This window comes from Streptomyces durbertensis (genome assembly GCF_014156695.1).
Taxonomy (GTDB): Bacteria; Actinomycetota; Actinomycetes; order Streptomycetales; family Streptomycetaceae; genus Streptomyces; species Streptomyces durbertensis.
This window is the reverse complement of sequence record NZ_WMLF01000136.1, coordinates 1-12,250: the sequence shown is the minus strand read 5'-3', so window position 1 is coordinate 12,250 and position 12,250 is coordinate 1. Positions and strand designations below refer to the sequence as shown.

At 72.8% G+C, this 12,250-nt stretch carries 13 protein-coding genes; 5 read left to right on the top strand and 8 right to left on the bottom strand.

The features are described from left to right. Nucleotides 1-332 precede the first annotated feature (332 nt). From GL263_RS11820 to GL263_RS11810, 3 genes are all read left to right on the top strand, one after another. On the top strand, nucleotides 333-1,199 hold the full coding sequence (locus GL263_RS11820) for a C40 family peptidase (RefSeq protein ID WP_182855593.1): 867 nt from the start codon (nucleotides 333-335) through the stop codon (nucleotides 1,197-1,199). 195 nt (nucleotides 1,200-1,394) lie between these two features. After that, a complete protein-coding gene (locus GL263_RS11815; RefSeq protein ID WP_182855592.1) occupies nucleotides 1,395-1,568 on the top strand; it encodes a hypothetical protein in 174 nt (57 codons plus the stop codon). Further along, nucleotides 1,565-2,011: a hypothetical protein gene (locus GL263_RS11810; protein ID WP_182855591.1), complete on the top strand. Its 447-nt coding sequence runs from the start codon at nucleotides 1,565-1,567 to the stop codon at nucleotides 2,009-2,011. Before GL263_RS11815 ends, GL263_RS11810 begins: the two co-directional genes overlap by 4 nt. Before the next feature lie 40 nt (nucleotides 2,012-2,051). Here GL263_RS11810 and GL263_RS11805 read toward each other — a convergent pair whose 3' ends face one another. The 6 genes from GL263_RS11805 to GL263_RS11780 form a co-directional block, all read right to left on the bottom strand. After that, on the bottom strand, nucleotides 2,052-3,344 hold the full coding sequence (locus tag GL263_RS11805; protein WP_182855590.1) for a geranylgeranyl reductase family protein: 1,293 nt from the start codon (nucleotides 3,342-3,344) through the stop codon (nucleotides 2,052-2,054). 93 nt (nucleotides 3,345-3,437) lie between these two features. Beyond that, nucleotides 3,438-4,133: a demethylmenaquinone methyltransferase gene (locus tag GL263_RS11800; RefSeq protein ID WP_182855589.1), complete on the bottom strand. Its 696-nt coding sequence runs from the start codon at nucleotides 4,131-4,133 to the stop codon at nucleotides 3,438-3,440. A 65-nt stretch (nucleotides 4,134-4,198) separates the two neighbouring features. Continuing rightward, on the bottom strand, nucleotides 4,199-4,738 hold the full coding sequence (locus GL263_RS11795) for an imidazolonepropionase-like domain-containing protein (protein ID WP_182855588.1): 540 nt from the start codon (nucleotides 4,736-4,738) through the stop codon (nucleotides 4,199-4,201). A 17-nt stretch (nucleotides 4,739-4,755) separates the two neighbouring features. Further along, nucleotides 4,756-5,952, bottom strand: a complete 1,197-nt coding sequence (gene mqnC / locus GL263_RS11790; protein ID WP_182855587.1) for a cyclic dehypoxanthinyl futalosine synthase — start codon at nucleotides 5,950-5,952, stop codon at nucleotides 4,756-4,758. A 91-nt stretch (nucleotides 5,953-6,043) separates the two neighbouring features. Continuing rightward, nucleotides 6,044-7,750 (bottom strand): serine/threonine-protein kinase, encoded by a 1,707-nt coding sequence (locus GL263_RS11785; RefSeq protein ID WP_182855586.1) that lies wholly within the window; start codon nucleotides 7,748-7,750, stop codon nucleotides 6,044-6,046. 149 nt (nucleotides 7,751-7,899) lie between these two features. Further along, nucleotides 7,900-8,775 carry a menaquinone biosynthetic enzyme MqnA/MqnD family protein gene (locus GL263_RS11780; RefSeq protein WP_182855585.1) on the bottom strand — a complete coding sequence of 292 codons (876 nt, stop codon included), beginning with the start codon at nucleotides 8,773-8,775 and terminating at the stop codon, nucleotides 7,900-7,902. A gap of 316 nt (nucleotides 8,776-9,091) precedes the next feature. On the opposite strand from GL263_RS11780, the gene GL263_RS11775 reads away from it, so the two are divergent. Next, on the top strand, nucleotides 9,092-9,295 hold the full coding sequence (locus GL263_RS11775; protein WP_006138897.1) for a cold-shock protein: 204 nt from the start codon (nucleotides 9,092-9,094) through the stop codon (nucleotides 9,293-9,295). Between the two features lie 92 nt (nucleotides 9,296-9,387). Here GL263_RS11775 and pip read toward each other — a convergent pair whose 3' ends face one another. Then, a complete protein-coding gene (gene pip, locus GL263_RS11770; protein ID WP_182855584.1) occupies nucleotides 9,388-10,362 on the bottom strand; it encodes a prolyl aminopeptidase in 975 nt (324 codons plus the stop codon). Further along, nucleotides 10,362-10,859: a GNAT family N-acetyltransferase gene (locus GL263_RS11765; protein ID WP_182855583.1), complete on the bottom strand. Its 498-nt coding sequence runs from the start codon at nucleotides 10,857-10,859 to the stop codon at nucleotides 10,362-10,364. The genes pip and GL263_RS11765 overlap by 1 nt, the downstream gene beginning before the upstream one ends. A gap of 202 nt (nucleotides 10,860-11,061) precedes the next feature. On the opposite strand from GL263_RS11765, the gene GL263_RS11760 reads away from it, so the two are divergent. Further along, nucleotides 11,062-12,120, top strand: coding sequence for an AraC family transcriptional regulator (locus GL263_RS11760; protein ID WP_182855582.1), 1,059 nt, complete (start codon nucleotides 11,062-11,064; stop codon nucleotides 12,118-12,120). Nucleotides 12,121-12,250: the final 130 nt, after the last annotated feature.

The following is a 12,250-nucleotide window of genomic DNA, read 5'->3' as shown; positions in this document are numbered from 1 at the left end:
ACCGCACCCGGGTCGCCGCCACCCGAGCCGCCCGCTCGTGAACCGCCGCACATGTTGAGCGCCCGTGACAAGACCCGACGTGAGCCGCGTCACATTCAACCGCTGTCAGGCGCTGCCGCATTGGCGTTACCGCACCGAGACATGCTAGGCCCGTCGACCTCACGGGCAATCCGGACAACGAGGTGGTCAGAGGGCCGTACTCGGACATGATCGCGGAAAATCTGACGACCTGAGGGATGCTCAAAAGGCGTGAAACGGGCACCCGGTGGCCGGCTGTGGCGCACTCCACCCTGCTTGAGTGGAACGTTCTCCCACTGATAGCCCTGGACACCATGTCCTCGAACGCTCATATACGCCGCCACCGGAAGCCCCGTCGTTCCGCTCGGAACACGCTTATCAGCACGGGTGTTGCCGGTGGCGTCCTCACGACTCTCGCGGTCACCGGCGCGGCCTCCCCCGCCTCCGTCCAGACCGCGTCCCCCGTTGACACCGTCGAGATGCCGACGCTCGGAGACCTCGTCTCCCAGGGCGCCGACGAGGCGGTGTACGCGACCCAGAGCATCGCGGTCCAGTACGAACTCCGCGCCGAGCAGGCCGAAGCGGCCGGCAAGGCCCGCAAGGCGGCCGCCAGGACGGCCAAGGTCGCCGCCGAGAAGGAGCGCAAGGCGGCCGAGGCCGCCGCCGAACGCGCCCGCCAGGCAGCCGAGAAGCGCGCCGAGGAGGCCCGCGCCGCCGAGACCCGCGCCTCCCGCAGCACCCAGCGCACCCTGCCGGGCACCTCCACCGCCACGGCGCCCGCCACGGCCCCCACCACCAACCAGGCCCCGGCCAGCGCCGCCACCGGCTCCGCCGCCGCCGTGGCCGCCTTCGCCCGCGCCCAGGTCGGCAAGCCCTACGTCATGGGCGCCACCGGCCCCAACGCGTACGACTGCTCCGGTCTGACCACCGCCGCGCTCCGCCAGGTCGGCGTCAGCCTGCCGCGCACCTCGCAGGCGCAGTCCGCCGCCGGCACCGAGGTCGGCCTCGGCAACCTGCGCCCCGGCGACATCCTCTACTGGGGCGGCAAGGGCAGCGCCACGCACGTGGCCATCTACGTCGGCGACGGCAAGTACGTCGGCGCCCAGAACCCCCGCGCCGGCGTCGGCATGTACGACATGGGCTGGGGCGGCACCCCCAGCGGCGCCGTCCGCTTCGTCTGACCCGTCGGCCCCCGGCCGGACTCCGGCGACACCCCCACGCGCGCCACCGGGCCCCACCCGGCGGCGCGCGTCGGCGTATCCGTGCCAGCCCGAGATCTTTCCTACCGGCGGTGTTGCGTTTTGGGTATGAGCGGCCACGTCGCACACCAGCCGGCCGAGCGGGCAGGCAAGAGATCCGTGTCGCTTGCGCAATCCTTGATCAAGGAAGTCGAGGAGCGCACCGGTAAGAACGGCTTCTCCTCCGTCGTGGCCGAAGCCCTGGAGGAGTGGCTCGCCGCGCAGAAGCTCCGCGAGGTCGTGGCCGCCGACCGCAAGGCGTTCGGCCCCGTCTCCGCCGAAGCACTGCGGCGGGCGGAACAGGAGTGGTGAGCAAGCGCCTCAAGGCCAAGGCCAAGCGCGAAGGCACGCTCGTCCTGGACGCCCAGGGGCTTTCGTTGCACGTCGATGGCGACGAGGGCGTGCGGGCGCGTATCAAAGCCGCCCAGCAGAGCGGCCGCCGAGTGGCGCTGTCGGCCCTGACGCCCTTGGAGGTGCACCGCCCGGGAGAAGCCGCCCAACGACTCCGCTTCCGGCTGTCCCGGTGTGACGTGAAACCGGTCAACGACGCGGTGACGAACGCCCCGGCGAAGCTGTTGGACATCTCGGGCCTCGACGGGCAGGAATGCCTCGTAGACGCACTCGTCGTCGCCACGGCCGCACTGTGCACACCCCCGGTACTGCTCGTCACCTCCGGCAAGTCGCACATCCCAGCGCTGTGCAAGGCCGCCGAAGAACTTCCCGGCTCGCCGAAGGTGAAGATCGTCAACGTCTGAGAGCTCAATCCCGCGACCCGGTGGTCCGACCTCGGATGATTCAGGCCCGGGGGGCGACCTTCGTGAGGCCGTTGATGATGCGGTCCATCGCGTCGCCGCCCGTCGGGTCGGTGAGGTTGGCGAGCATCTTGAGAGTGAAGCGCATCAGCAAGGGATGCGGCAGGCCCCGCTCGGTGGCGATCTTCATGATCTTCGGATTGCCGATGATCTTCACGAAGGCGCGGCCGAGGGTGTAGTAGCCGCCGTAGGTGTCCTTGAGGACCTTCGGGTAGCGGCGCAGGGCGAGTTCGCGCTGCGCGGGCGTGCTGCGCGCGTGGGACTGGACGATGACCTCGGCGGCGATCTGCGCCGACTCCATCGCGTACGCGATGCCCTCGCCGTTGAACGGGTTGACCATGCCGCCGGCGTCGCCGACGAGCAACAGCCCCCGGGTGTAGTGGGGTTGGCGGTTGAACGCCATCGGCAGCGCGGCGCCCCGGATGGTGGTCGTCATGTTCTCGGGCGTGTAGCCCCACTCCTCCGGCATGGAGGCGCACCACGCCTTCAGCACCTCGCGCCAGTCCAGCTCCTTGAAGGCACTGGAGCTGTTGAGGATGCCGAGGCCGACGTTGGACGTGCCGTCGCCCATGCCGAAGATCCAGCCGTAGCCGGGCAGCAGCCGGTCCTGCGGCCCGCGCCTGTCCCACAGCTCCAGCCACGACTCCAGGTAGTCGTCGTCGTGGCGCGGGGAGGTGAAGTACGTCCGCACGGCGACGCCCATCGGGCGGTCGTCGCGGCGGTGCAGGCCCATCTTCAGCGACAGCCGGGTCGAGTTGCCGTCGGCGGCGACGACCAGCGGGGCGTGGAAGGTGACCGGCGTCTTCTCCTCGCCGAGCCTGGCGTGCACGCCGGTGATGCGTCCGGAGCGGTCCAGGATCGGGTCGCCCACGTTGCAGCGCTCGTACAGCCGCGCGCCGGCCTTCTGCGCCTGCCGCGCCAACTGCTCGTCGAAGTCGTCGCGCTTGCGGACCAGGCCGTAGTCGGGGTAGCTGGCCAACTGCGGCCAGTCCAGCTGGAGGCGGTGGCCGCCGCCGATGATGCGCAGACCCTTGTTGCGCAGCCAGCCGGCCTCCTCCGAGATGTCGATGCCCATCGCCACGAGCTGCTTGGTGGCGCGCGGGGTCAGGCCGTCGCCGCAGACCTTCTCGCGGGGGAAGCTGGTCTTCTCCAGCAGCAGGACGTCCAGGCCCGCACGGGCCAGGTGGTAGGCCGTCGTGGAACCGGCGGGACCGGCACCGACGACGATCACGTCGGCCTGGTGCTCAGAGGCTGGGGTGGTGGTGGGCTCCGCCACGAGGACTCCCGCGAGAGGTCGGACTGGACGAGTCGAAGTCTACGTTCGGCCGCACGCACGGCGTGGGCCGGGCAGGGCTGTGCGGGCCGGCACTCAGGCGGGGCGGTACCCGCGGTGGAGGGCGACGATGCCGCCGGAGAGGTTGCGCCAGGCGACGCGCTCCCAGCCGGCGTCCTGGAGCCGGCGGGCGAGCTGCGGCTGGTTCGGCCAGGCGCGGATCGACTCGGCGAGGTAGACGTAGGCGTCCGGGTTGGTGCACACCGTGCGGGCCAGCGGCGGCAGCGCCCGCATCAGGTACTCGGTGTACACCGTGCGGAACGGGCCCCACGTCGGCTGGCTGAACTCGCAGACGACCACCCGGCCGCCGGGCCTCGTCACCCGCAGCAGCTCGCGCAGCGCGGCGTCGGTGTCCTGGATGTTGCGCAGCCCGAAGGAGTTGGTGACCACGTCGAAGGTGCCGTCGGCGAACGGCAGCCGCATGCCGTCGCCCGCGACGAACGGCAGGCCGGGGTGGCGCCTGCGGCCCTCCCGCAGCATGCCGAGGCTGAAGTCGCACGCCACCGTGTAGGCGCCGGCGTCGGCGAACGGAAGCGACGAGGTGCCGGTGCCGGCCGCCAGGTCGAGCACCCGGTCCCCCGGCCGCGCCGCGACCGCGCGGGCCACCTCACGCCGCCACAGCCGGGACTGCCCCAGCGACAGCACGTCGTTGGTCAGGTCGTACCGGGCGGCGACGTCGTCGAACATGGAGGCGACTTCGTCCGGGCGCTTGTCCAGCGAGGCTCGGGTCATGCGCCCATTCTTCACCCGCCGCCCGGCGCCCCGGCCGTCGGGTGGGACGAAGCCGCCGAAGCGGGTCAGCGGGCGCGGTGGAGGAGACGGCCGCCCAGGACCGTGGCGAGGCAGCGGCCGTCGGGGGCGCGCACGGCGAAGTCGGCGGGAGCGCCGGTGGTGAGGGCCGGGGCCTCGCCGGGAGGGGCCTCGCCGGACGGGGTGGGCAGGACGCGGAGGCCGGCGCGGCGGAGGGCGGTCTCCGTCGCCGGGCGTGTGAAGGGTCCGACGACGGCCGTGACGCCGTCGGCGAGCAGCCGCTGGACGCCGCGACGGGTGCTTTCACCCCATCGGGTGGGGGTGGGGTCGAGTGCGGCCAGCGCGGCGCCGGTGAGCGGCTCGGTGCCGAGGTCGTCGGCCTCGCGCGGGTCCGGGTGGTAGGCCTGCTCCAGGAAGCGGGCGGCGTCCGCCGCGCAGCGGCCCGGGCCGAGCCGGCCGGGCCAGCGGCGCACCCGGGCGTCCGGATGCGCGGCGGCAAGCTCCCCGGCGGGGCCGACGGCGGCGATCCGGTCCCCGTCGACGAGGACCGCGCCGCCGTCCGTCTCCCCGATGTGCAGCGTGCGCAACGTGCTGACGTCCGGCGTCAGTTGGCGTCGACGAGGCGCAGCTCGGGGTGGGCGGTGCCGCCCTCGATCGCGGTCGACGACAGGTGGGACACCACGCGGTCGTCGACCGGGTCGTTCGCCGGGTCGTCGTGCACCACCAGGTGTTCGTACGTGGTCGCGCGCTGCGCCGGGACGCGGCCGGCGGCGCGGATCAGGTGGATCAGCTCCATGCGGTTCGAGCGGTGCTTCGCGCCCGCCGAGGAGACGACGTTCTCCTCCAGCATGACCGAGCCGAGGTCGTCGGCGCCGTAGTGCAGCGAGAGCTGGCCGACCTCCTTGCCGGTGGTGAGCCAGGAGCCCTGGATGTGCGCGACGTTGTCCAGGAAGAGCCGGGCCACGGCGAGGATGCGCAGGTACTCGAAGATCGTCGCCTGCGTACGGCCCTTCAGCGTGTTGTTCTCCGGCTGGTAGGTGTACGGGATGAAGGCGCGGAAGCCGCCGGTGCGGTCCTGCACGTCGCGGATCATCCGCAGGTGCTCGATGCGCTCGGCGTTGGTCTCGCCGGTGCCCATCAGCATGGTGGAGGTGGACTCCACACCGAGGCCGTGCGCGACCTCCATGATCTCCAGCCAGCGCTCGCCGGACTCCTTCAGCGGCGCGATGGCCTTGCGCGGCCTGGCCGGCAGCAGCTCGGCGCCGGCACCGGCGAAGGAGTCGAGCCCGGCGGCGTGGATCCGGCGGACGGCGTCCTCGACGGAGACACCGGAGATCCGCGCCATGTGGTCCACCTCGGACGCGCCGAGGGAGTGGATGACCAGCTGCGGGAACGCCTTCTTGATCGCCGAGAAGTGCTCCTCGTAGTACTCCACGCCGTAGTCCGGGTGGTGGCCGCCCTGGAACATGATCTGGGTGCCGCCCAGCTCGACGGTCTCCGCGCAGCGGCGCAGGATGTCGTCCAGGTCGCGGGTCCACACCTTGTCGCTCTTCGGCGGGGCGTAGAACGCGCAGAACTTGCACGCCGTCACGCAGGCGTTGGTGTAGTTGATGTTGCGCTCGATGATGTACGTCGCGATGTGCTCGGTGCCCGCGTAGCGGCGGCGGCGCGCGGTGTCGGCGGCCTGCCCGAGCGCGTGCAGCGGCGCGTTCCGGTAGAGGTCGAGCGCCTCGTCGGGCGTGATGCGCCCGCCCGCGGCGGCACGGTCGAGTACGGACTGGAGGTCGGCGTTCTCCGGCACCGGCGCGGCCCCTTCCGAAGGCTGAGACGAACCACCCCAGCGTACGCCAGCGCGCCCGTCGGCCCTCCGCCCGGTCCGGTGGGTGCGCGGCTCACCCGCGGCGGGTGAGCTTGGCGGTGATCGTGCCGGCGAGCGGGTCCTGCACCCGGTAGTGCAGCTTGTCGCCGTCGCGGGTCAGGACGATCTCGCCCGGGCTGGCGATACACCCGATGGGGTTGGTGTACTCCTCGTCGTCGAGCTCGTCGGTGAGCCGGAGCACCCTGTCGGTGACGCCCGCCACCGAGGCCACGGACTTGCAGGTGGTGCCCTCGAGACTGACCGTGAAGCGGACCGCCTGATCGCCCGGGCCGCCACGGCTGATGTGGGCGACGACGGTGGTGGGGCGGCGGCTGAGCATGGCCGGGTAGGAGCCTTCCCAGGTACCGAGGAAGGCGTCGGGGATGGCGTCGAGTTCACCGGAGTCGGTGCTGCTGGTGGACGGCCGGTCGTCGGTGCTGCCGGTGGGGTCTTCGGACGGGCCCACCGGGCCGCCGGTGGCCCCGGGGTTGTCGCGGCCCTCGGCTCCGAGCCGGCTGACGGCGTAGACGCCGAGGCCGAGCGCGACCACGGCGACGACCGCGAGGACGATCACCAGCGCCCGGTTGCGGCGGGAGCGCGCGGCGCCGGGCGGCGGCCCGCCCGCGGGCGCCGGGGCGGCGGACGGGGGCGACCAGGGCGTGTGCGGGTTGTGCGGTTGGTGTGCCGCGCCGGGCGCGGTCGGCGCGTGCGCCGGCGGTGGGGTGTGCGGGTTGTCGGCCGTCGGCTGGTCCCAGGCGGCGGGGCCGAAGGCGCCGATCGGGGAACTGGCGGGCGGCGGGGCCGAAGAGCCGGTTCGCGGTGGCCCGGCGGCGGGCGGCGGTTCCGTCTCCGGTTCGAGCAGTTGGACGGCACGCCGGCTGGCGCCCTCGACGACCGGACCGGGCAACCAGCCGGGACCGATCAGCCCGGCTGCCCCGCCTTCCCCGCCCAGTCGCCGCACGACGTCCGCGACCCCGGGCCGGGCGGCCGGCTCCTTGGCCAGGCAGGCCGTCGCCAGCTCCCGCAACTCGCCGTCGAGCGCGCCCAGCTCCGGTTCCTCGTGGACGACCTTGTAGAGCAGCGTGGCCGAGCTCTCGCCGGGGAAGGGGCCCTGGCCGGTGGCGGCGAAGACGAGGACCGCGCCGAGGGAGAAGACGTCGCTGGCGGTGGCGGCCTCTCGCCCGAGTACCTGCTCGGGCGACATGAAGCCCGGTGAACCGATGGACACTCCCGTCCCGGTGAGGGAGGCGGTGGCGTCGGTGGCCCGGGCGATACCGAAGTCGATGAGCCGGGGGCCGTCGAGGGTCAGCAGCACGTTCGACGGCTTGACGTCGCGGTGTACGAGTCCGAGCCGGTGCACGGCGTCCAGCGCCTCGGCGAGGCCGGCGACGGCCGCGCGCACCGAGCGTTCCGGCAGCGGGCCGTGCGCCGCGACGGCGTCGTGCAGGGACGGGCCGGCGACGTAGCCGGTGGCGACCCAGGGGGTGGCGGCGTCCGGGTCCGCGTCCAGTACGGGGGCCGTCCAGGCGCCGCCGACCCGCCGGGCGGCGGCGATCTCCCGCCGGAACCGGCTGCGGAACTGGTCGTCGGCGGCGAAGTGCGGGTGGACGACCTTCACCGCGACCGTCCGTCCGCCCGGGCTGCGCCCGAGGTAGACGCGGCCCATGCCCCCGGCGCCCAGCCGGCGCAGCAGGCGGTACTCGCCGATCGTGCGCGGATCGTCCCCGGCCAGCGGTTCCATCGGCCCCTCCCCCGTTCGTCCGCCGCTTGTCGCATGATCAGCGGTCACGGCGCACTACAGCGTAGGGGCTGGAGGCCTTGCGGTCGCCCTTCCTCCCCGATCCGTTCCGCTCCCGAGGTGGCACGTTCGGGGCGCACCGGGGCGCGCGTTCAGGGGCGCGTGAGGAGGTGGATCGGGACGTCCGGGGGGTAGCCGCCGGGGGTGTCTTCTGCGGCGCCGGTGCGGTGGGCGAACGCCCGGATGCCGGCGAGTTGGGCGTCTCCGAGCCGGAAGTCGAGGGTGGTGAAGTAGCGGGCGAGCAGCTCCGCGTCGAACGCCTCCCAGCGGGCGGCCTGCTCGGCGACCTTGTCGACCTCCTCCAGCGACAGGTCGCGGGAGGCGAGGAACGCGCGGTGCACCTCGTGGACGGTCTCCGGGGCCCGCTCGTGGTACTCCCGGCGGGCGGCCCAGACGGCGAAGACGAACGGCAGGCCGGTCCACTCCTTCCACATGGCGCCCAGGTCGTGGACGTGCAGTCCGAGGCGCGGCGCGTCGTGCAGGGAGGCGCGCAGGGCCGCGTCGCCGATGAGGACGGCGGCCTGGGCCTCCTGCATCATCAGCCCGAGGTCGGGCGGGCAGCTGTAGTAGTCGGGGGTGATGCCGTGCCGTTCGGCGAGGAGCAGCTGGGCGAGGCGCACGGAGGTGCGGGACGTGGAGCCGAGGGCCACCCGCTGGCCGTCCAGCCGGTCCAGCGGGAGCTTCGAGACGATCACGCAGGACATGACGGGGCCGTCGCAGCCGACCGCGATATCAGGAAGTGCGACGAGTCGTTCACTATTGCGCAGGAATTCGACCAGGGTGATCGGTCCGATATCGAGGTCGCCGTTAACGAGTTGTTCACTCAACCTTTCGGGTGAGTCCTTCGTCAGCTCCAGATCGAGCAGGCTGCCGGTCCGCGCGAGGCCCCAGTAGAGGGGAAGGCAGTTGAGGAACTGGATGTGCCCGACGCGGGGCCGGGACGGCGGGACGTTCGGTTGCGCACTCACGTCGTGAGCGTACGCCCGGAGCGTGCGGTTCCGGATGGCAGGGCGGGCCCGGCGCCCGCGCGAGAGCGCCAACCCAGGTGTCTACCCACGTCAGCCCCCTTGTCAACCTCGGATCCACCGTTCGAGCCATCGTCGCGACGAGATCTTTCTCCCCTTCCCTCACATCAACGGAGCGTGCTAGGCTCACCGCAAGTTGCAGTTTGGTTTCCCTTGCAGTACAGAGCCTGCGGACCTTGTGACCGCGGGCTTTCGTCATTTTCAGACTTCTTAGCAGGTTCTGGAGCAGGGCGACCCTTAATAGGCCCAAGGAGGGCTTATGGCTACCGGAACCGTCAAGTGGTTCAACGCCGAAAAGGGCTTCGGCTTCATCGCTCAGGAAGGCGGAGGCCCCGACGTCTTCGTCCACTACTCCGCCATCAACGCCAACGGCTTCCGCTCCCTCGAGGAGAACCAGGCCGTCAGCTTTGACGTCACCCAGGGCCCGAAGGGTCCGCAGGCGGAGAACGTGACTCCTATGTGACCTGGTTCAGCGCCTGCTGAACTTCGCCGCCCTCGGGCGGCACCAAGGAGCCCCCGCTTCGGCGGGGGCTCCTGCCTTTGCGCCGCCGCCCCTCAGCGCGTGAGTCGCGCGGCGGCGGCGTTGACCGCTTCCGGCATGCCGGGGCCGCCGTGTCCCGCGTCGTCCACGACCACGAGTTCGCTGCCCGGCCAGGCCCTGGACAGCCGCCACGGCACGTCGAGCGGACTGCTCAGGTCGAGCCGGCCGTGGATCAGCACGCCGGGCACGCCGGCGAGCCGGTGTGCGTTCCGGAGCAGCGCGTCCTCCTCCAGCCACGCCGCGTGGCTCCAGTAGTGCGTGACCAGCCGGGCGAAGACCATGCGGAAGCGCGGGTCGGTGAAGCGCGGGTCCGGCCGGTGGGCGGGGTGCGTGGAGACGTGGGTGTCCTCCCAGGCGCACCAGTCGCGGGCGGCCCGCTCCCGGACGGCCGGGTCCGGGTCGGCGAGCAGCGTCGCGTAGGCGGCGGCCAGATCGCCGTCGCGCAGACCGGGCGGCACCCCGTCGCGGAAGCGCCGCCACTGTTCGGGGAAGAAGCGCTCCCCCACCCCTCGGGTCACCCACTCGACCTCCCGGCGTGTGGTGGTGACCACGCAGACGAGGATCATCGCGGTGACGCGGTCCGGGTGCCGCTGGGCGTAGGCCAGCGCGAGCGTCGTGCCCCAGGACGCCCCGACCACCGTCCACGCCGGCACGCCGAGATGTGCGCGCAGCCGCTCGATGTCGGCGAGGAGGTGGTGGGTGGTGTTGGTGGCGAGGGAGACGGCGGGGTCGGCGGCGGAGGGTGTGCTGCGGCCGCAGCCGCGCTGGTCGAAGGAGACCACCCGGTGGTGGGCGGGGTCGAAGTGCCGGCGCATGCCGGTCATGCCGCCGGAGCCGGGGCCGCCGTGCAGCAGGAGGACCGGCTCGCCGGCCGGGTCGCCGTACTGCTCCCAGTACACGCGGTGCCCGTCGCCGACGTCGAGCATGCCGGTCCCGTACGGGGCGGTGAGCGGGTACTCGACGTGGTCCCTTCCAGCCGGGTGCGGCATCAGCGGAGCGGCAGGCGGTAGCAGACGCCCTCGGCGCTGCTCCCGGGGATGCGGAAGCTCTCGGCCCGGCGCATGCCGAGGCGTTCGGCGACCGCTACGGAGCGGGAGTTGGCGGCGGCGACCATCGCGACGACCTCGGGCACGTCGGCCGTCCTCAGCCGCCGCAGCGTCTCCTCGGCGGCGCGGGTCGCGTAGCCCAGGCCCCAGTGCGCGCGGCCGAGCCGCCAGCCGATCTCGATCTCGCCCGCCGGCCCCCAGTCGTGTGGCCACGGCTGCGCGCCGGTGAAGCCCACCGGTACGCCCTTCTCGTCCAGCACCGTCCACAGGCAGAAGCCCCGGGTGGCGTCGTGGGAACGCTGCCGCGCGGTGAACTCCTCGTAGACGGAGAGCTCCTGGGAGACGCCGCCGTGGAACTCCATCACCTCCGGGTCGTCGAACAACTCGTGCCAGGCGTAGGCGTCCTCGTCCGTCGGCACACGAAGAGTGAAGACCGTCATCACATCCCTCTCCCGCTCGGCGGCGGCCTCTCCGCACAGAGGCCGCCATGGCACCACGCTATGCGAGCGCACCGCGCCACTGAAGCGATTTCACGATCACCGGGAGCCCGGTCGGCGATCCGCGGGAACCGGCCGCCCACGGATCCGCGCGGGTCCCGCGCGCGTGGCCTACCGTGGTTTCCGACTCCCAGGGAGGCGGCCCATGGGCGGCACCATCTCCGTGCACCGGGTGCGTGCGGCACTGCGCGGCGCGGATCGGCTCGGCGTCGACACCGTGCCGCTGCTGCAGCGTGCCGGCATCGCGCCGCTGCTGCTCGGCGACGACAACGCCCACGTCTCCCCCGCCCGGTTCGCCGCGCTGGTCCGGGAGCTTCACCGGGCGACCGACGACGAGTTCCTGGGACTCGGACCCGTCCCGAGCCGGCGCGGCACGTTCGCGACGATGTGCCACGCCGCGATCGGCTGCCCCGACCTGGGGTCGGCGCTGCGGCGCGGCGTCCGGTTCTACGGGCTCTTCCCGGGCGGCCCGCGACTGGCCGTGGAGACGGTGGCCGAGGGGTACGACGGGCGGCCGGAGCTGAGGTACAGCGTGCTGGACCAGCCGCCCGAGGACCCCGACCACTTCCTCTCCGAGTCGCTGATGGTGCTCTGGCACCGGCTGTCGAGCTGGGTCGTCGGGCGGCGCATCCCGCTGCTGTGGGCGGAGTTCGCGTACCCGCCGCCACCGCACCGGGAGGAGTACCGGCGGCTCTTCGGCTGCCCGTGCCGCTTCGACGCCCCGACCACCCGGGCGGCGATGGCGGCGCACTGGTCAGCTGCCCCGGTGGTGCGCGACGAGGCCGCGCTGCGGCGCCTGCTGCACGCCGCGCCGGCCGATCTGCTCAGCCGCCGCGCCTGGGACACCACCGTCACCGAGCAGGTGCGGCAGGTGCTGCTGCACGCGCTGCGGGCCGGTGTTCGGCTGCCCGAACTGCCGCGCGTGGCAGAGGCGTTGGCGGTCAGTCCGGCCACGCTGCGGCGGCGGCTGGCCGGCGAGGGCACGACGTTCCAGGAGACGAAGGACGCGGTACGGCGCGAGGTGGCGCTGGCGTCGCTCGGCGACGGCGAGCGAATAGCCGGGCTGGCCGCGCGGCTCGGCTTCTCCGAGGACACCGCCTTCCACAGGGCGTTCCGCCGCTGGACGGGCACCACCCCGGGCGCGTACCGGGCGGGCGCCCCCGGCGGCGCCGCCTCTCCCGGCGGTGGACGGCTCCCGGGCTGACCCCTGCGGTCAGCAAGGCTGAGCTCCACGGTCAGCTCCCGAGGTACCGAGCGGTCAGTACCTTCCCCACGACCAGTGCCCCAGCACCCCCACGACTGTTGGGAGAGCCGTATGCGCCCCAGCCCCAGGC

Coding starts and splice junctions, on each gene's coding strand:
- GL263_RS11785 (WP_182855586.1), bottom strand. CDS start 7,750: ATGGAACCGCTGGCCGGGGACGATCCGCGCACGATCGGCGAGTACCGC.
- GL263_RS11775 (WP_006138897.1), top strand. CDS start 9,092: ATGGCTACCGGAACCGTCAAGTGGTTCAACGCCGAAAAGGGCTTCGGC.
- GL263_RS11800 (WP_182855589.1), bottom strand. CDS start 4,133: ATGACCCGAGCCTCGCTGGACAAGCGCCCGGACGAAGTCGCCTCCATG.
- GL263_RS11765 (WP_182855583.1), bottom strand. CDS start 10,859: ATGACGGTCTTCACTCTTCGTGTGCCGACGGACGAGGACGCCTACGCC.
- pip (WP_182855584.1), bottom strand. CDS start 10,362: ATGCCGCACCCGGCTGGAAGGGACCACGTCGAGTACCCGCTCACCGCC.
- GL263_RS11820 (WP_182855593.1), top strand. CDS start 333: ATGTCCTCGAACGCTCATATACGCCGCCACCGGAAGCCCCGTCGTTCC.
- GL263_RS11760 (WP_182855582.1), top strand. CDS start 11,062: ATGGGCGGCACCATCTCCGTGCACCGGGTGCGTGCGGCACTGCGCGGC.